The sequence below is a fragment of the Leptobacterium flavescens genome (genome assembly GCF_010671605.1).
GTDB lineage: Bacteria > Bacteroidota > Bacteroidia > Flavobacteriales > Flavobacteriaceae > Leptobacterium > Leptobacterium flavescens.
The window spans coordinates 503,982-522,454 of the sequence record NZ_JAABOO010000003.1 but is presented as its reverse complement, the minus strand read 5'-3'; the positions used below and the strand labels follow the sequence as shown (position 1 = coordinate 522,454).

At 42.5% G+C, this 18,473-nt stretch carries 14 protein-coding genes; 1 reads left to right on the top strand and 13 read right to left on the bottom strand.

Annotated features, from left to right (window positions below; translation table 11 throughout):
• Nucleotides 1-246: 246 nt before the first annotated feature.
• The 4 genes from GWK08_RS14505 to GWK08_RS14490 all read right to left on the bottom strand — a co-directional run bounded on the left by GWK08_RS14505 (nucleotide 247) and on the right by GWK08_RS14490 (nucleotide 4,280).
• Nucleotides 247-1,200, bottom strand: coding sequence for a carbon-nitrogen hydrolase family protein (locus tag GWK08_RS14505; RefSeq protein ID WP_163607946.1), 954 nt, complete (start codon nucleotides 1,198-1,200; stop codon nucleotides 247-249).
• The gene (locus GWK08_RS14500) at nucleotides 1,201-2,106 is read right to left on the bottom strand and encodes a geranylgeranylglycerol-phosphate geranylgeranyltransferase (protein ID WP_163607945.1); all 906 of its coding nucleotides are present in this window, start codon (nucleotides 2,104-2,106) and stop codon (nucleotides 1,201-1,203) included.
• Between the two features lie 15 nt (nucleotides 2,107-2,121).
• Nucleotides 2,122-3,060 (bottom strand): mevalonate kinase family protein, encoded by a 939-nt coding sequence (locus tag GWK08_RS14495; protein WP_163607944.1) that lies wholly within the window; start codon nucleotides 3,058-3,060, stop codon nucleotides 2,122-2,124.
• A gap of 131 nt (nucleotides 3,061-3,191) precedes the next feature.
• Nucleotides 3,192-4,280: a diphosphomevalonate/mevalonate 3,5-bisphosphate decarboxylase family protein gene (locus tag GWK08_RS14490; RefSeq protein WP_163607943.1), complete on the bottom strand. Its 1,089-nt coding sequence runs from the start codon at nucleotides 4,278-4,280 to the stop codon at nucleotides 3,192-3,194.
• 91 nt (nucleotides 4,281-4,371) lie between these two features.
• Here GWK08_RS14490 and GWK08_RS14485 point away from each other — a divergent pair, with 91 nt between their 5' ends.
• The gene (locus tag GWK08_RS14485; RefSeq protein ID WP_163607942.1) at nucleotides 4,372-4,848 is read left to right on the top strand and encodes a TspO/MBR family protein; all 477 of its coding nucleotides are present in this window, start codon (nucleotides 4,372-4,374) and stop codon (nucleotides 4,846-4,848) included.
• A gap of 316 nt (nucleotides 4,849-5,164) precedes the next feature.
• On the opposite strand, the gene GWK08_RS14480 is transcribed toward GWK08_RS14485, so the two are convergent.
• The 9 genes from GWK08_RS14480 to GWK08_RS14440 all read right to left on the bottom strand — a co-directional run bounded on the left by GWK08_RS14480 (nucleotide 5,165) and on the right by GWK08_RS14440 (nucleotide 18,365).
• On the bottom strand, nucleotides 5,165-6,391 hold the full coding sequence (locus tag GWK08_RS14480; protein ID WP_163607941.1) for a BaiN/RdsA family NAD(P)/FAD-dependent oxidoreductase: 1,227 nt from the start codon (nucleotides 6,389-6,391) through the stop codon (nucleotides 5,165-5,167).
• A 19-nt stretch (nucleotides 6,392-6,410) separates the two neighbouring features.
• Nucleotides 6,411-7,130 carry a glycerophosphodiester phosphodiesterase gene (locus GWK08_RS14475; RefSeq protein ID WP_239524927.1) on the bottom strand — a complete coding sequence of 240 codons (720 nt, stop codon included), beginning with the start codon at nucleotides 7,128-7,130 and terminating at the stop codon, nucleotides 6,411-6,413.
• A 107-nt stretch (nucleotides 7,131-7,237) separates the two neighbouring features.
• Nucleotides 7,238-7,966, bottom strand: a complete 729-nt coding sequence (locus GWK08_RS14470) for a L,D-transpeptidase family protein (protein ID WP_163607939.1) — start codon at nucleotides 7,964-7,966, stop codon at nucleotides 7,238-7,240.
• 125 nt (nucleotides 7,967-8,091) lie between these two features.
• Nucleotides 8,092-9,462: an alpha-amylase family glycosyl hydrolase gene (locus tag GWK08_RS14465; protein WP_163607938.1), complete on the bottom strand. Its 1,371-nt coding sequence runs from the start codon at nucleotides 9,460-9,462 to the stop codon at nucleotides 8,092-8,094.
• A gap of 30 nt (nucleotides 9,463-9,492) precedes the next feature.
• Nucleotides 9,493-11,793, bottom strand: coding sequence for an alpha-amylase family glycosyl hydrolase (locus GWK08_RS14460; protein ID WP_163607937.1), 2,301 nt, complete (start codon nucleotides 11,791-11,793; stop codon nucleotides 9,493-9,495).
• A gap of 27 nt (nucleotides 11,794-11,820) precedes the next feature.
• Nucleotides 11,821-13,752, bottom strand: coding sequence for a glycoside hydrolase family 13 protein (locus tag GWK08_RS14455; protein WP_163607936.1), 1,932 nt, complete (start codon nucleotides 13,750-13,752; stop codon nucleotides 11,821-11,823).
• A 49-nt stretch (nucleotides 13,753-13,801) separates the two neighbouring features.
• On the bottom strand, nucleotides 13,802-16,105 hold the full coding sequence (locus GWK08_RS14450) for a glycoside hydrolase family 65 protein (RefSeq protein ID WP_163607935.1): 2,304 nt from the start codon (nucleotides 16,103-16,105) through the stop codon (nucleotides 13,802-13,804).
• Nucleotides 16,106-16,762, bottom strand: coding sequence for a beta-phosphoglucomutase (pgmB, locus tag GWK08_RS14445; protein WP_163607934.1), 657 nt, complete (start codon nucleotides 16,760-16,762; stop codon nucleotides 16,106-16,108).
• 91 nt (nucleotides 16,763-16,853) lie between these two features.
• Complete coding sequence (locus GWK08_RS14440; protein ID WP_163608269.1) at nucleotides 16,854-18,365, bottom strand: MFS transporter; 1,512 nt, start codon at nucleotides 18,363-18,365, stop codon at nucleotides 16,854-16,856.
• Between the last annotated feature and the right edge of the window lie 108 nt (nucleotides 18,366-18,473).

Sequence of the window (18,473 nt, the reverse complement as noted above, 5' to 3'; positions counted from 1 at the left end):
TTAAGTATAAAGTAGTGAGTAGTGAGTCCCGATAGCTATCGGGATGAGAGGAGTGTCACTTCGAGTATCTCGACTACGCTCGATACAGGCTCGTCGAGAAGCACGATCTACGATTTTAGATTAGTGATTGTCCCCTTGAGGGGACTTCAGGGGTGTTATAGCAGCACTTGAAGAGGGATCCCCTCATCTTAATCCTCTCCCAGTGGGAGAGGAGATAAATATCTATAAAACAGAATAGCTCAATCTCTATTCTTCAAAAGAAACCGTTGTCTGGCGCTCCCTGTTTACTGTAAGTTTGGTTATATCCGGACGGGAATAATGACCTACGGCATCAAAATTCTGGCGTTCTTCATATACCCTGTTAAAATCGAGGGTCTCGATAATAAGGCCTTCTTTATTCAATACGGGTTCTATGATCCATTCTCCGTCAGGACCTGCAATACAGGAGCCTCCGTTACTCAATATTTTCGGTGCCTTTTCCAGGATCTTATCAAGGTGCGGGGTGTCTTGCGGGAAGTCTTCCACTCTCATGATACTGGATACTCCAATAGAAAAGCTTCTCGATTCGCGAGCAATAAAACGGGTAATATCTTTGGTATTAAAATCGCTTCCGGGCCATACAGCAACATGAAGATTCTCTCCCTGTCCGTATAGGGACACTCTCGGTAAAGGCATCCAGTTTTCCCAGCAGTTGAGTCCGCCTACCGTAAATTGCTTTAATTTATGTACCCTGAGTCCGTTTCCATCTCCGGGAGCCCAGGTAAGGCGCTCCTCATAGGTGGGTTGTAATTTTCTGTGAACCGACTGGATCTCTCCTTTTGCATCAATATATACAAGAGAACAGTACAAACTGTGTCCTCCTCTGTTCTGAGCACGTTCTATAGACCCCAGGTATACAGCCATTTTATGCTCTTTTGCCAGTTGGCACACCTCATCCAGATCGCCTTCTTCTATAACTATGGCATTACGGGAATAGTGAGCGTGTAATTCCTTCTGTACCGTAGAGTTGAATTTAGCTCCATTGGTAAGTTCTACCCAATACGGATACCCGGGAAGCAGGGATTCTCCGAAAACGATGAGTTCTACATTTTCTTTGGCAGCATCACGGATACTGTCCTTTATTTTTTCGAGGGTTCCTGCCTTATTTAACCAAACCGGCGCTATCTGCGCCATTGCTACTTTTAAATGATTTGCTGCCATTTATAGAATTCTGTTTAACACCAGGTCTACGTCTATCAGTAAAATACTGAACACCCCGGCTACTATGATTAATTTTAAAATATTGTGTAATAACAAATAATGTTTCCTTCCCTTAGACCTCCACAGTAATAGTAGGAATACGAGCAATAAAATAACACTCGCGTAAAAATAAAAATACATATATCCGATAGGGAAATGATTCGTGAGCAAATAAACGGGAACAAGCGTCAGTACGGTGAGTCCCGTCAGGAAAACTTTGGATACGCGCTCCCCAAAGAGAATGGGGATCGTACGATAGTTATGGGTCAGATCGCCTTTTATATTTTCAAGGTCCTTGATAAGCTCTCTCATCGAAATAAGAAGGAAGAGGAAGGTAGCGTGAACAAAAATAACGGTGGCAAAATTCTTATAGTAAATAAATACTGCAAAGAAAGGTGTTATAGCCAGTAAAGCGGAAACCAAATTCCCGATAAAGGGGATCTTTTTGAGTTTATGCGAATAGAACCAGATCCCGAAAATATAAGCCGAAAAGAAAACCACAGCCCTGAAAGACACATAGCTGGCAAATACCACCGATAGAAAATTCAGTACAAAATAGGCGGTAAGCTTGGTGTTTTGACTTACCAGGCGATCGAGCATAGTCTTTTTTGGCCTGTTGATCAGGTCCTTTTCTGCGTCGTAAAAATTATTGATTATATAGCCTCCTGCAATGGCAAGTGCAGATGCAACAACTATAGCAAACAGATTGCCATCCAGGATCACATCTCTCAGTCTCCAGTCGGGAGCCAGAATATAGATGGATGCCAGGTACTGGGCCAGAGCGATGACCAATAGATTATAGCCACGAACAACCGAAAACAAACTTAAAAATTTAAATAAGATCAGCTTGTTCTTTCTGCTCAGCATGACGGTAAAAAAGTCTTAGAAGTTGTATACCACCTCCAGCTTGTAGTTTTTAAGGGCTTCCCGGGCCTTATCGATATCCTGGGTAAAACCGAGGATATAACCTCCACCACCCGAACCACATAATTTCAGATAGTAATCATTAGTCTCTATCCCGTGCTTCCAGAGTTTGTGAAACTGTGCCGGGATCATAGGCTTAAAATTATCGAAAGCCACACGTGATAATTGCTTCAGGTTGCCGAAAAGGGACTTTACATCTCCTTTAAGGAAATCCTCCACACAGGCATCGGTATGCTTGATAAACTGATCTTTCAGCATTTTTCTGAAACCTTCCTGTTTCATATTATCCATAAAGATCTTTACCATAGGCGCCGTTTCGCCGGTCATTCCGCTATCCAGCAGAAACACGGCTCCTTTTCCTTCCTGCTTCTGAGAAGGAATACCCGTAGGCTCTATATTGTCTTTAGAATTGATAAGGATCGGAATACTCAAATAGCTGTTCAGCGGATCCAGTCCGGATGACTTTCCGTGGAAAAAGGACTCCATAGCCCCGAAAATAGCTTTTAGTGTCAGAAGTTTTTCCCTGGTAAGGTTCTCAAGGACGGTAATTTTATTATGTGCATACTTATCGTAAATAGCAGCTACCAAAGCACCACTACTTCCCACACCATATCCCTGAGGAATAGAACTGTCAAAATACATTCCGGCAGCTACATCCTTTTTAAGGCTCTCCAGGTCGAAAGTTACCAGTTCGGGTTGAGATTCCTGCAATTCCTGAAGGTAATCGGCAAACTTCCGAAGACCGTCATTAGACTCCAATGCTTCGGAGGAATTATTCCCGTCGCACTTTAGTCCACCGTTATAAAAGTTATATGGAATCGATAATCCTTTGGAATCTTTGATAATACCGTATTCACCGAAGAGCAGGATTTTAGAATAAAATAAGGGTCCTTTCATCAATTTTTTATGTTGTGAAGCTTTTCAGCCTCGCTATTGTATTCAAATCTTTATAAAGGTAATCAATTTAGACAGCAGTCACAAAATTCTTTTTTATAACGTTAAAGCCGGCTAAATGGTATGCCTGGTGCTTATTGATCCAATTTCTTCGCACCAAAGCCTATCTGGTCGCAAATATAGTGTCCGTTCTGACAATATGCAACTAACTCCCTCTCAATAAACCCATTAACTTCTTCTTTCTCACTTTCAGGATATAACACATGCACATTGGCTCCTGCATCCAGGGTAAAACATATATGCGAACCGCTTTCTTTCCTGAAAGCCCATATCCTGTTTATGATCTCGAGTGTATTAGGTCTCATCAGAATAAAATACGGGAGGCTTGTCATCATCATGGCATGCAGCGTCAGGGCCTCACTTTCTACGATCTCGATAAAACGGTCCAGATCTCCCTCTCTGAAAACATTTTGTAATTCATCCAGGTTCTTATGTGCCTGTTCAAACCTGCTTGCAGCAAAAGGATGATCATGCATTAATTCGTGCCCCACTGTACTGCTCACCTGCTTTTCTCCCTTATCTACCAGCAGGATCGTATCCTGATAGTTCTTAAATAAAGAGTGTACTTCATAGGGGTACTTCAGGCCGAAAAGATCGGAACTTCCTTCTGTTTTTTTATGACTTCCCCATACTACCAGATCGCCTTCAATACTACGGCAGGCACTTCCGGAACCTAATCTGGCTATAAAAGATGCTTTCCGGTTAAAATATTCATCATTCATCTTTCCGTCTATCTCCTTTTCCAGGCTCATGATACATAGTGCCAGGGCACTCATTCCACTGGCGGAAGAGGCTATCCCGCTGCTATGAGGGAAAGAATTGGAAGTTCTGATGGTAAAGTGATATTGCTTCAGATAGGGACAATAGGGCTCTATCCTTTCAAAAAACTTCCTGATCTTGGGTTTAAAAGATTCCTTGGGTTTATCTTCAAAGAACAGCTCGAACGAAAAATCACTTCCGGCCTCCTTTAGCCTTTTAAATTCCAGGCTGGTGGTGGTTGCACAGGTATCGAGGGTAAAACTTATTGACGGATTGGCGGGAATCTGATTCTCCTTCTTACCCCAGTATTTTACCAGTGCAATATTACTGGGCGATCTCCAGCTATGGGAACCGGATTCAGGAAGCAGATCGTTTGATCTCAGAATAAAATCCTTTTCGTTCATTAGCGTAGTTGATTTTGCGCAAAGATACTAGTTTCAGTATCATCCTAATCAAATAAATGTTATATTTAGTAAATCACTTATCTGCCAATCTATGAGAAGAAAACTGGCCATACGCATCCTGATATCTGTTTTTATCTGCCTGAGCATTGGTTATTTATCCGGTTTCGCAACTCAAAGCTCCGTAGATGAATGGTATTCTACGCTTAACAAACCTGCTTTCAATCCGCCCAATTGGGTATTTGCTCCTGTATGGGTCGCACTCTACATCCTGATGGGAGTTTCTGCAGGTATCGTGTGGAGCAAAGGGTTCTACCACAAATGGGTAAAGACCGCCCTGTATCATTTTGGATTTCAGTTATTGCTCAACGCCTTGTGGAGTATTGTTTTTTTCGGCTTCAGGCAACCTCTTGCCGCACTCTTTGTTATCCTTGGCCTGCTTATCCTGATCGTCTTTACGATCAAATGGTTTAAGATCGTCAACAAGGCAGCCGCCTATTTACTGATCCCATACCTGATCTGGGTTTGCTTTGCCACTATACTGAATTATAAGATATGGGAGTTGAATTGATGATTTTCAATAAGCAATGAACAATGAACAATGAACAATTATCAATGAGCAATAAATAAATTCCAAACTTCAAATTCCAAATTCCAAGCTTTATACACCGGAGCATTGCGAAGGTGTATCAAATTCCAACAGCTAATAGTAAAAAGTTTGCTTCGCATACGCTCGCAAAGACTGGAAATAAAATAACCCTTCCGCTTTTAACTTCGTTAAAACCACCTTCCCTTCAAAAGGGAAGGAATTTTTAAATAGAGGGTATGAAATGTTCCACGCCTGTCATCCTGAGCGCAGTCGAAGGAAAAGGCGGGATAGCGATTCTTTATACCTCCTCCGCAATGGCTCTTGCGGCGATAAAAGCTCCGGTCCAGGCATTCTGAAAGTTAAAACCTCCTGTTATAGCATCTATATTGAGAACTTCCCCGGCAAAATAAAGTCCTTTGTGTTTTTTGCTTTCAAAGCTCTTAAAATTGATCTCCTTCAAGTCTATCCCTCCGGCGGTTACAAACTCTTCCTTAAAGGTGCTTTTGCCATTTACACGGTATATCCCCGCTGTAAGTTCTGATGCCAGTGTCCGGATGGCACCGGCGGAAACATCTGCCCAACGCTGTTGTTCAGAGATCCCGGCAGCCTGTAATAACCGATTCCACAATCGCTTGCTGATCTCAAAGGGTTTTATGTTATGGGCCAGTTTTTTAGGATGTTGTTCCTTGGTCTCCTTCAGGGTCTCTATTGCATTTTCCGTAGTTGAAGAAGGCAGCCAGTTGACTTTTATCTCGAACTTGTAGTTGAGTTCATTCAAAGTCCGGGCTCCCCATGCGGAGAGTTTCAGGATGGCAGGGCCGCTCATTCCCCAATGTGTAATAAGCAAAGGACCTTCTGCCGAAAGAGAACCGGACACCAGTTTTACCGATGCAGGCCCTGCTATACCTGCCAGGCCTTTAATACGCGTATCTTTTATATTAAAAGTAAAAAGAGAAGGTACCGGAGAAACTATCCTATGACCCAACTTATTTAACATAGTCCAGATCTTAGGGTTACTTCCGCTTGCTATAAGTAATTTCTCTGCCCGAAAACGCCCGTGATTCGTCTCAATATCCCAGCTTTTCTCTCCTTTTTGAATTTCCTTTACCGTGTGATTCTTATGGACCTCAACCCCGAGTTTCCGGCTTTCGGAAAGGAAGCAATCTATAATGGTTTGTGAGGAATCGCTGACCGGGAACATACGCCCGTCTTCTTCAATCTTTAATTCCACACCCCTGCTTTCGAAAAAATCGACGGTATCTCCGCTACAAAAATGATGGAAGGGCCCCATTAATTCTTTTTCTCCCCGCGGATAATTCTTAACCAGTTCCGAAGGCACAAATTCGGCATGCGTTACATTACATCTGCCTCCACCTGAAACCTTAACCTTGGTTAGTACTTCTTTTCCTCTTTCCAGGATACAGATATCAAGGGTCGGGTTCTGTGTGGCTATCTGTATGGCAGCAAAGAAGCCGGCTGCGCCACCACCCACTATAACAACATCTTTTTTTCTTTCGTTTTGCATCCTGTTTCGGGGTTCCTGCTTAGTGAACCCTATCCGGATAATTGGTAATGATCCCGTCTACTCCGAAGCTTTTCATTTTCTGAATATCATCTTTATCATTTACCGTCCAGGTATACACTTTAAAGCCTTCTTTTTGCATTTGTTCTACCTTAGCCTTATCCAGGGTAGAAAAATCGGGATGTATGGCCACGGCGTTTAATTCTTTGGCTGTCTCAATAGCGTTTAACGGATCTTCTTCGGTAAGAACCCCGATCTTTATCTCCTTATCCAGTTCGCGGTACTTCTTCAGCTCGTCCCAATTAAAACTGGAAATTATAAAATCTTCCTTGTTCCATGAATTCTTCTCTATGTAATAATCAAGGATATAATCTACCCGTTCTGCCGTATTTTCTCCTTTTAATTCAATATTGAGTTCACATTTTCCATCAATGAGTTTCAGTACATCCTGCAGCATGGGTATCTTATGCCCGCCATCGAGGGTAAGTGCTTTAAGGTCTACAATATTGTATTCTTCAATATTTCCCGCTCCGTTGGTAAGCCGGCCAACACGATCGTCATGAAAAACCACGGTTTCTCCGCTTTTTATCTTAAACACATCTATTTCTATCATATCTACACCCAATTCAAGAGCTTTTTCTATAGAGGCCAGGGTGTTTTCAGTTTCATAGCCCATAGCTCCCCTATGGCCAATGATCAGGGTTTCTTTTTCCCCTTCCGAACAATTTGACGTTAAAAACAATAAGGTAAATATTAAGATGAAAAAAATCGGTTTTCTCATAATTGAAGGTGCTTATTTTTTCAAAAATACAATTGCTTGTTAAAAAAAGCCCAAAGCAAAGATATTATTTACTGAAAGCAATATTTTTTTCCACATAACTCAACTTCCGGAGGAATATGATCGCGTTCAAAAAGCTGATATCCTTCATATAAATTTCTCCAGAAACCTATCCAGGGAGAATCCTTTTGACTCTCCAGTTTTGCATCATTTATTCTAAAAGGAAAAATATGTACCGGCACTTCCCGCTGACCATTCTTCTGAGCTTCCTCCACATAAGTGTAGAGTTTTTCTATTTCCCTGTCGGTGATGGCATAGCAGCCTATGGACACACAATTTCCGTGTATCATTAAAAAACTTCCGGTCCTGTCGTGTGCTTTATCATATGCATTCGGAAAACCCAGATTCATGGATAAGTGATAGGAACTATTGGGGTTGAGCAGGTCTTTAGTAATCTTATAAAAGCCTTCCGGGCTTTGCTTGTCGCCTTCCTTTAGCTTAGGACCCAGCTTTCCCGACCACTTGCATATTTCCTTGGTATCGGCCAGGGTATAAGGAGAGCCTTCCTCCGTCTGTACCCAAAGTTCCAGCTCCGAAGTTTCTTTGAATATTCTGATAAATACCGGTTTCCCGACAAATTCCCAGCTTGCTTTTTCCTCTTCAGTATACAGAGGCTCCGATCCTTTTTTAGTGATAGTCATATATATTTTTATCAGGTATCTCCTCGATCCCGGATATACCAGGGCAAGTAATACACAGCCAGTGATCAATACCAGAAACCAGCTAATTTTTTTTCGCATAATGCAAATTACGGTATTAAGCTGTAAAAATATATAAAAACCGCAGCCCTGAACATTTGTCTATTTATTGAAGTAAACTTAAACAAGGTATATGTCGTTCAGGCTGCGGATTATGGAAATTGCCCCTAATCGTTTACATAGATGATATATTCCCAGGGCTCCAAATGGTATTCTTTATCTTTTTCAAGGCTGATCTCCTCTCCGGTCATATAGTTTTTAAACACTCCCTCATGATCAACCGTGGTAGTCACCTGAGCATCGGAAAGATTTGCCAGGTATATAAGTTGACGTCCGTCTTTTTGTCTTTCAAAAGCCAGAACATGCTCCTTATCTGAGGTTGATATCCTCTTATAGGAAGCGGCTTTTTTACCTCCGTTCAGGGCTGCATTGTTATTCTTGAGTTGTCCCAGTTTTTTATAGATATCATAAAATCTTCCCTTTGTTTTAATAATGGTGTCTTTTTCAAAGAAAAGAAGGCGTTTATTCATATCGTATTCCTGTCCGCTGTAGATCAACGGCATTCCGGGAGCACAGTAAGTCAGAGCTGCAAAGGCTTCGGCTCCGTCACCCATACGTTCGAAAACGGTCCCGTTCCATGAATTCTCATCGTGATTGGAAGTGAAGTTCATCAGGATGTCATCGGCGTCATACATGCTATCTATCTGGGCCATCCTGTGATCCCAGGCTTCTATATTTTCTTTCCCCTTCGCTATATCGTTCATTTTATGATGGGTGTCCCAACCGTAACCCATATCGAAGGCATTATCCTGTAATTCAGGTTCCCAGGCTTCTGCCAGCATGAATACGGGCTTCTCTTTTTTAAGCGTGCTAATGGCTTTTTCCCAGAAATCTACCGGCACCATTCCGGCAACATCACATCTAAAACCATCTATCTTTTCTTCTTTAACCCAATACAACATATCACTGATCATCTGCTCTCTCATTTCCGTATTGTCGTAGTTCAGATCGGCTACATCTGTCCAGTCCGTACCCACGGTATGAGTTATATTTCCAGCCTCGTCTTTGGTATAATATTCCGGATGTTCCTTTAACCAAACATGATCCCATCCCGTATGATTGGCTACCCAGTCCAGAATCACGTAAATGCCGTTATCATGTGCCGTTTTAACCAGTTGCCTGAAATCTTCCAGGCTACCGAATTCCGGATTGACCTTTGTATAATCTGAGATCGCGTAATAACTTCCGAGACTTCCCTTGCTTTTGGTGGTGGAGATCGGGTAGATAGGCATGACCCACAGGATCTTTACCCCAAGCTCTTTTAGTTTGGGAATATCTTTAGTAAAGGACTTAAATGATCCCTCTTCCGAATACTGGCGGATATTCGCTTCGTAGATCACTGCATTTTCCATCACCTCATCGGTTAGCGGAGCAAGGGCTGTTGTATCCGCATCAACTACCTGTTCTGGTTTTTCTGCTTCCTTTTTACAGCTTAAGAATACGCTTAAGCCCATAAATACAAGGAGTATTTTTTTCATGATTGTTCGGTTTAAATTTTATGCTTCGTTTTATTTATTAAATATCAGTTTATAAGATCCCGGTGCTACGGTAACTTCACTGTCAAAGTAATTTAGTTTCACCGCTTCTGCTGATTTGTTAAAGATTGCAATAGCTTCTTCTCCGAAATAAGAGCGCTTTAAAACAAATAAAGCTTCATCTGCTTGCAGGATCTCGGTAGTTCCATACAGCAGGGCCATACTATTCCTTCGTTTTGCGATAAGCTCCTTTACGGCATTTTTTAGAGCACTCTCTTTTCCGGAAAGACCTTCAAACTTCATCATTCTCCTGTTATCCGGATCATTCCCTCCCGGCGATCCGTACTCATCCCCATAATAAATACAAGGTACTCCCGGAACAGAAAGATTAAATGCATGCAGCATTTCCAGTTTTTTATAAGCCGTTGAATCGGTAATCTCAATATCCCTTGTCCATCCGGCCACTTTGGCATCTTCATCAAAACGCACATCTCCGGAAGCATAACTGATAAAGCGTGCCCTGTCCTGGTTTCCTGTTATATTTCCCATCAGGTGATTGGAGTCGTAATATTCCAGCCCCTGTTCCAGGGTGTTGGCCAGCTGTTCAAAATCCGTATCGGTCCGGGCAAAAGCGTTTACCGCAGCATCGTAAAGGTTAAAATCGAACTGAGCATCCAGCATCCCGGTATTTATATAACTTCTTATGAGTTCATAACTTCCGTAGGTTTCCCCAACCTGGTAGATCGGGCGATCGGTCCTGGATTTTATCTTTTTGGTAAGGGTTCTCCAGAATTCCTCCTGTATATGCTTGGTGGCATCATGACGAAAACCGTCCAGTTCGTAATCGGTTACCCAAAAGGCTGCAGAATCTGTCATTTTCTCCACTACTTCAGGTTTGGAGAAATCAAGTGTAGGCAGAAAGGTGTCGAACCAGGTAGTAAGCCTGTGACTATCCCATTTTTCCGTATTCATGGTCCCGTCGGGAAGGTAAAGATCGGTTGCCCAGTCTTTGTGTTCCTGATACAGCGGATGCTCTTCATGCACGTGATTGGCCACATAATCCAGGATGACATTCATATTCCGGTCATGTGCCTTTTTCAACAGTTCCTTAAATACTTTTTTATCTCCGAATCTCCAATCAATCTTGGTATTGCTAATGGGCCAGTAACCATGATAGCCTGAGAATTTTGTTTTGGGTTCTGGCCAGAGTCCGTAAGCTCCTTCCGGGTTTTGGGTGATGGGTGATAACCAAATGGTATTAACACCAAGGTCTTCAAAATAGCCTTCGTTAATTTTATCGGTTACGCCCTGCAGATCTCCTCCAAAATGATTAGCTATCGGCAGTATTTCATCACTATCCACTGCTTTGGTATTACTCTTATCTCCATCCTTAAATCGGTCTACCATTAAAAAGTACATGATCTGGGTATGAAAGTCAGAACGTTTCAACAAGGAAGCATCGGTAACTACCTTCCCATCCTCCAGCGGAAAGAGAAGATCGTTTGTTCTTCCGTTCTCGTTATAGGCATAAATCCTTAGCAGGGAACGCCCCTCATAAGCAGAGGGCAAGTCTATTTCGACATTGTTTTCCAGCTTCCCTTTTTTGTGTACGGCCAGGATATTATTGACGTAAACGAATATTTCATTTATTTCTTCAGAAAGCTTCAGGCTAAATCCTTTCTTTTTAATTTTCAGGGGAGTAATACGGGCTTTTTCTGCCTCACTTCCAACGGTCAGGACCGAATTCATTCCGCCCATCCCGTTACTTACTTTTTCGGGATTGGTTGGATCCAGGCTTTCCTTTCCGTCTATCACCATTAAATATTGGTGCGCTCCCGGGTTAAAACCGGCTTCATAGGTCCATGCGCCATTTTCGTATGTCATTTCGGAGCGTTCCGGTACCCAGCCGTTAAACTGTCCCTTTATCATTACCGAACTATGCTTTTTATCCGGATCCGGAAATGAAAATTTTACTTTTTCACGGGTACTTTTATACAAGGGAATATCATTTACCGTACCCTTTGCCCAGATACGCAGATTAGATACATATCCCAGTTCTTCTCCCGGTTCTATCTTAAGCTTTTGCTTATCTTCGGAGAGATGGGTCGTATAACCGGCATTGTTTTCAATGGAATCTATAAGGGTTGTATCCGTAAAATAATCACTCAGCAAGATCTCTCCACCATCCGGCGAAAGATAGACCGGGGTTGCCATTCCGCTGATCTCCGATCGTGCTGTTGCCAATTTTTCCTCCTGTTTACAGGAATACAGGCTTAAGGCCAATATCGTTAATATGGTTACTAATCTTCCCGACTTCTTTAATCTGTCTGTCATTGTTGTTTTCTTCAACACTTCTAATTATCAATTCGTTTTTGTGGAGAGCATCACACTTCCCTTGCCTTTAAGCTCCAAAGCATCCTTCCAGACTACCTTCTCTCCGTTAATTATGTTCTCCAGGGTTTTTCCTTCCAGTCCGACCTCCTTAAAGCGATCCAGGTCCAGATTGAGCGGAGCCTCATTTTTATTGAGAATATGCACCACGGTCTCCTCATCGGAGATACGGAACAGTACATACACTCCTTTATCGGGTGCAAAATGTATGGTTTTACCCTCGTGGATAGCTTTACTGTTCTTTCTGTAATTCAATATCTTTTTAAGGTAAGACTGCATATCTTTTTGGGCATCGGTCAGGCCTTCTCCCGTAAAGGCATTTACAGGATCACCGTTCCACCCTCCGGGGAAGTCGGTACGTATTAGTCCGTGATCTCCGGGTTTGGCGGAATTCTGCATCAGGATCTCCGTTCCGTAATACAATTGAGGAATACGGGGCAAGGTCAGCAAATAACTAAGTCCCATTTTGGTATTGGTCACATCTTCTCCAAACTGCGTAAATACCCGGTCCATGTCGTGATTATCGGGAAATACCATCATATCTTTAGGCGACGCATAGGCAAAGTCATTCGCCAGGCCTTCGTAAAGCTTGATAAGGCCCTTGTCCCAGTTCTCTTCTTCGGAGATTCCCTGTACAATAAGGCTCTGCATGGCAAAATCCATAGCCGATCTCAGATTGGAATCATATCCGTCTTTATTATCAGCACCTTCCTGCCAGTAAGCTATCAGCAAGGGATTATAACTCCATTCTTCGCCCACAATACTAAAATTCGGATACTCTTTCATAATGGCTCCGGCCCAGGTAGCCATAAAATCCTTATCGGGATAAGGGTAGGTATCCTGCCTTATTCCTCCGAGGCCAAGGGTTTCTATCCACCAGATACTGTTCTGAATAATATATCTGGCCATAAAAGGGTTACGCTGGTTCAGGTCGGGCATGGCATCTACAAACCAGCCGTCACTCATTCCTTCCTTATCAACCTGAGAGGCATAGATATCCTGATTTACGGTACGCCTGTGGTTTGAATATCTGGTCTGTTCCTTTTCCTCAAAGCCTTTCTGGTAATTTACCCAGTCCTTAAAGGGTAAGTCCTTCATCCACCAGTGCTCTAATCCGCAGTGATTGGCTACCTGATCCATAATAAGTTTTATTCCCTTTTCCCTGGCTTTATCTGCCAGTTCCCGGTATTCTTCCAGCGTTCCGAATCTCGGGTCTACCCTGTAGTAATCGGTAATTGCATAACCGTGATAGGACCACTGAGGCATATCGTTGATCAGCAAAGGGCAGGACCAGATCGCGGTAAAGCCCATCTCATCTATATAATCGAGATGTTCCGTAATTCCTTTAATATCACCTCCATGCCGGGCGTAATCCAGGCTCCTGTCTATGGAAGTTTCTTTTAGATCATTATTTATATCATTCTCCGGTTGCGCATTGGCAAAACGATCGGGAGTAATGAGATAAACAGCATCTGAGCTGTCAAAACCTTCATAATCTTCTGCCGGTTTTTCTCGTGATTTTAATTCATAGGTCCGGATCTTTTCTGTTCCGTCTTCAAACTTAAGTTTGATATTGAACTTTCCGGCTTTTGCTGCTTCTGCGATCTTAAGGTCGACAAAAAGGTAATTCGGGCTCTCGGCCTTGTGTACTTTCTCTATTGACAGCCCCGGATAGTCGATCTCTACGTTTGCTCCGGAAATATTACTATCGTGTATCAGAAGTTGCAGGTTGTTATTTTTAAAACCCGTCCACCAGTTCGGCGGCTCTATCAGAGCTATATCGTTGTATTCCTCTACTGATCCCGTATCAACAGAAACCTCATCCTGAGGAGTTTCTGAATTTTTACAGGACAGCATTAAAATCGTTGTGCTTATCAAAAGCATTTTAAATAAGCTTCGCATCGATCTAAAGTTTTAATTGATTTAAGGGCCCGGAACACCGGGCCGGGTTTTATACGGTCAGCAGGTTGTCGGGAGAAACTCTCATCTCTTTTCCGTTAACCAGAATATCGAGTTCTTTATCTCCTTCCAGGCTAAAGGAAGCCTGTCCCTGTTCTACAGTCATTTTTATGATCTGGTTCCTGAAATTCACCTTAAAGGAATACGCCTTCCATTCTTTCGGGATCCTGGGTTCGAACGACGGCATCCCATTCTTGATACGCATCCCTCCGAAACCTTCCACAATACTCATCCATGTTCCAGCCATAGAGGTAATATGAAGGCCTTCATGTACTTCTTTATTGTAATCGTCAAGGTCTAATCTCGAAGTCCTGAGGTAAAATGTATAGGCCTGATCCATTCTGTCCAGACTAGCTGCCTGTATACTGTGAACACATGGCGACAGCGAGGATTCATGAACCGTGAAAGGCTCGTAAAAATCGAAATGACGTTCCAGTTCTTCCCGGGTGAAATCATCCTCAAAGAAATAGAAACCCTGTAAAGTATCGGCTTGTTTTATATAAGGCGAACGCAATATCCGGTCCCAGGACCACTTTTGATTGATCGGACGCTGAGACTTATCCAGATCGGCAACCGTAACCATTTCCTTATCCAGGAAACCGTCTTGCTGCAGATATACTTTATGTTCTTCGGAATAAGGGAAAAACATATTATCTGCTACTTCCTGCCATTTGGAGATCTCCGTATCCTTTAAAGCAGTTTTCTCCCGGATACGATCGTGGTCTTCGGTATGTTCTGCCTTTAATTTTTCTATGTGCTCTATTGCAAAGTTGATACACCATTTTGCAATATAATTGGTATACCAGTTATTGTTTACGTTATTCTCGTATTCGTTAGGCCCAGTAACTCCCAGGATCACATACTTTTTCTTTGCGGTGGAATAGGTGGCTCTCTGATGCCAGAAACGGGCAATCCCGATCATGACCTCCATCCCCATTTCTCTCACATAACTGTAATCTCCGGTATACCTCAGGTAATTGTAAATGGCAAAAGCAATGGCCCCGTTACGGTGAATCTCCTCGAAGGTGATCTCCCATTCATTATGGCATTCTTCCCCATTCATCGTTACCATCGGGTAGAGGGCTGCTCCGTTAGTAAAACCTAATTTTTCTGCATTTTCAATAGCCTTTTCCAGATGTTTGTAACGATAGGTCAAAAGGTTCCTCGCTACTTTCTGATCTTTGGTGGCCATATAAAAAGGAATACAATAGGCTTCCGTATCCCAGTAGGTACTCCCCCCGTATTTTTCACCGGTAAATCCTTTAGGTCCGATATTAAGCCTTGCATCTTTACCCAGATAGGTTTGATTTAATTGAAAGATATTAAAGCGAATTCCCTGCTGGGCTTTTACATCACCATCTATAGTAATATCGGCCATTTCCCATACTCCGGCCCATGCCTGTTTTTGCTTTTCGAGCAATTTCTCATAACCCAGGGTAACGGCCTGATCCAGGATATTCCTGGAGGCACTGATCAGTTTGTATTTATCGTGGTTCATGGAAGTTGCATAACCTCCGTATTTCACCATACTGAACTCTTCTCCTTTTTTCACCTTTCTTTCCAGGTTAATACTGGCATAGGTAGACGATTTAAAGGAGTTACTCTCAAAATCATAACCGTTGCATTCTCCTGCTTCTACCTGCATAAAAGTGCTTACGTAGAAATCGGTTTTCATCGTTTTAGACACGATAAATGCCTGATTCCCCTGTAGCTTTACATCCAGAGTATCCCAAAATTTATCTTCCCAGTTGGTATCTTCATTTTTGATTCCCGAATCCAGGTAAGGCCTGAGAAGGACCTTTGCATCGGAGTTGAGAGGTGTAACCGCATAGCGGATCACTCCCAGTTCGTCCAGGTCCAGACTTAAGAACCGGCGGGATACCACCTTAACTTCAATATCGTTTTGCAAGGTTGCCCTGAAACTTCTTTCATACCATCCCTCTTTCATATTGAGTTCCCTTCGGAAATCTTCAACACTTTTACATTTAAACAGGTCGAGTTTTTCATCGTTTACGAATACATTGATCCCAATCCAGTTGGGAGCGTTGAGTACCTTGGCAAAATATTCGGGATATCCGTTCTTCCACCAACCTACTCTTGTCTTATCGGGATAATAAACCCCGGCAATATAGCTTCCCTGAAAAGTAGGGCCTGAATAGTATTCCTCAAAGTTTGCTCTCTGTCCCATTGCTCCATTCCCGATACTGAACAGGCTTTCTGAAGCCCTTACCGTGTCCGGATCAAATCCTTCTTCAATGATCGACCAATTATTCGGTACTATATAATCCTGATTCATCTATATGGTTTCTAATTGTTCAATAAAGTTTATATCTATCTCCTCAAAGCTGCTGAATACATGATCTGCATGTCCCAGTATTTCTTCTTTCCCCAGTCCTACCGATAGCATTCCTGCTGTATTGGCCGCCTCAACCCCTGCTTCGGAATCCTCAAAAACAATACAGTTTTCGGGAGCAATCTTCAGGTTTTGTGCAGCTATCAGAAACACTTCGGGATCGGGTTTTGCTTTGGAGACGCTGTTTCCATCAACAATAGTATCGAACATATCCAGCAAGCCCACCTTTTTAAGGATGGTCGGTGCATTTTTACTCGCCGATCCCAGAGCAACCGGATAGTTCTGTTGTCTTAACTCTGATATAAAATTGTATACTCCGGGGAGTATATCTTTTTCCGTCATAGTATTTACGTAAGCCAGATAATCTTCATTCTTTTCCTGAAGCAATCTGTCAAACTCTTCTGAAGAAATGGAAGCTTCCGCCCATTTCAGAATTTTATTAAGCGAATCCACTCTACTCACTCCTTTGAGCTTTTCATTCCGGGCTTCCGTCAGTTGAAACCCCAGTTCTTCGGCCGTCTTCTTCCAGGCCAAAAAATGAAAGTGAGCCGTGTCTACAATAACACCATCCATATCAAATATAAATCCTCTCTTTTTCACACGCTTAAATTTTCTAATTAGCTATTATTAAGTTAGTTAAATTCTTGAAATTCTTATGCCTGCTCCTTTTTACGCAAGCCGGTAATTTTTGTTAATCGTTAATTTCTATAGTAGCAGTATCGCTTACTCTTAGGGTAAGCAGGCCTGATAAGATCATACAAACGCCACCTATAATTAGTGCATATACGGTCTGGTTTTCGAAAAAGGTCCTTAGCAGGAATCCAAGTACCGAAGCTGCCACGATCTGCGGGATCACAATAAAGAAGTTAAATACTCCCATATAATATCCCATTTTTTGAGGTGGTAAAGCTCCGGCCAGCATAGCATACGGAATAGAAAGTATACTTGCCCAGGCCACACCAACTCCGATCATTGAGATGATAAGCAGGTTCGGGTCCTTAAAGACACTAATCGACATAAGGCCTAATCCTCCCAGAACAAGGCAGATAAAGTGTGTTGTTTTTCTACTGGTGCGTTTAGCCAGTACCGGAAGTAAGAAGGCTACCAAAGCAGCCACTCCGTTATAAACTGCAAACAGGACGGTTACCCAGTCTGCCCCGTCATTATACGCCTGGCTCGTCGGATCTGTAGAACCGTAAACATAGCTTGTTACCGCCTGCGTTGTATAGATCCACATAGAAAACAATGCAAACCAGGAAAAGAACTGTACCCAGGTAAGTTGTTTCATTGTTTTCGGCATATAAAGAAGATCTGTCATAATGTTCACAAAGCCGTTAATGGTAGATTTCCGGATCATATAGGCCATTAAGAACAGAATACCTACAAGGAGGATACCTCCCGACAGGATATAGAGTTCTTTTTCCAGTTTCAGGTAAATAAAGGCCGCATTCATAATGGCGCCGAAAACGGTCATAAATATCCCCGCCTGTTTTAATTTCCCCAGGCGTTCCGTATTCTCATCGGCCGAAATATCGGCAGTATCTTCATGAGAATGATCTTCAAAAGCCGCCAGTTCTTCAGGCGGATATTCTTTGGATCTGAAAACTGTCCAGAGTACCGCAGCCAGGAATACAATAGCACCTATATAAAAAGACCATTTTACAGAATCCGGGATCACCCCGTCGGCTGCAGTATTACTTATATTAAATACATTGGTAAATATATAGGGCATTGCGGAACCTACTACGGCTCCCAGGCCTATAAAGAAGCTCTGCATGGCAAAACCAACGGTTCTTTGTTCTTCGGGCAGATTATCGCCCACAAAAGCCCTGAAAGGTTCCATAGATATATTGATGGAGGAGTCCATGATCCACAGTGTACCGATAGCTACCCATAAACTGGGCGAATTAGGCATAATACAGAGGGATATGGATGCCAGAATGGCTCCCACCAAAAAATACGGTCGTCGTCGTCCCCATCTCGGATGCCAGGTCCTGTCACTGAAATATCCTATTATAGGTTGAACTAAAAGTCCTGTTACAGGAGCAGCCAGCCAAAAAACAGCAAGCTCATCCACTTCTGCACCCAGAGTTTCAAAAATTCTTGACGTATTGGCATTTTGTAAAGCAAAACCGAATTGGATCCCCAGGAAACCGAAACTCATATTCCAGATCTCCCAGAAACTTAACTTACGCTTTTTCATCATCAAAGAGTATTTAATTAATACTTATGATAAGCGTTATTACTTATCAAAACTTATGGTGAGAAGTAAAAATATAAGTTTTGATGCCCGTAAATATAAGACATTTTT

Coding starts and splice junctions, on each gene's coding strand:
- GWK08_RS14470 (WP_163607939.1), bottom strand. CDS start 7,966: ATGCGAAAAAAAATTAGCTGGTTTCTGGTATTGATCACTGGCTGTGTA.
- GWK08_RS14465 (WP_163607938.1), bottom strand. CDS start 9,462: ATGAAAAAAATACTCCTTGTATTTATGGGCTTAAGCGTATTCTTAAGC.
- GWK08_RS14505 (WP_163607946.1), bottom strand. CDS start 1,200: ATGGCAGCAAATCATTTAAAAGTAGCAATGGCGCAGATAGCGCCGGTT.
- GWK08_RS14480 (WP_163607941.1), bottom strand. CDS start 6,391: ATGCAAAACGAAAGAAAAAAAGATGTTGTTATAGTGGGTGGTGGCGCA.
- GWK08_RS14450 (WP_163607935.1), bottom strand. CDS start 16,105: ATGAATCAGGATTATATAGTACCGAATAATTGGTCGATCATTGAAGAA.
- GWK08_RS14485 (WP_163607942.1), top strand. CDS start 4,372: ATGAGAAGAAAACTGGCCATACGCATCCTGATATCTGTTTTTATCTGC.
- GWK08_RS14455 (WP_163607936.1), bottom strand. CDS start 13,752: ATGCGAAGCTTATTTAAAATGCTTTTGATAAGCACAACGATTTTAATG.
- GWK08_RS14440 (WP_163608269.1), bottom strand. CDS start 18,365: ATGAAAAAGCGTAAGTTAAGTTTCTGGGAGATCTGGAATATGAGTTTC.
- GWK08_RS14490 (WP_163607943.1), bottom strand. CDS start 4,280: ATGAACGAAAAGGATTTTATTCTGAGATCAAACGATCTGCTTCCTGAA.
- GWK08_RS14460 (WP_163607937.1), bottom strand. CDS start 11,793: ATGACAGACAGATTAAAGAAGTCGGGAAGATTAGTAACCATATTAACG.
- GWK08_RS14500 (WP_163607945.1), bottom strand. CDS start 2,106: ATGCTGAGCAGAAAGAACAAGCTGATCTTATTTAAATTTTTAAGTTTG.
- GWK08_RS14495 (WP_163607944.1), bottom strand. CDS start 3,060: ATGAAAGGACCCTTATTTTATTCTAAAATCCTGCTCTTCGGTGAATAC.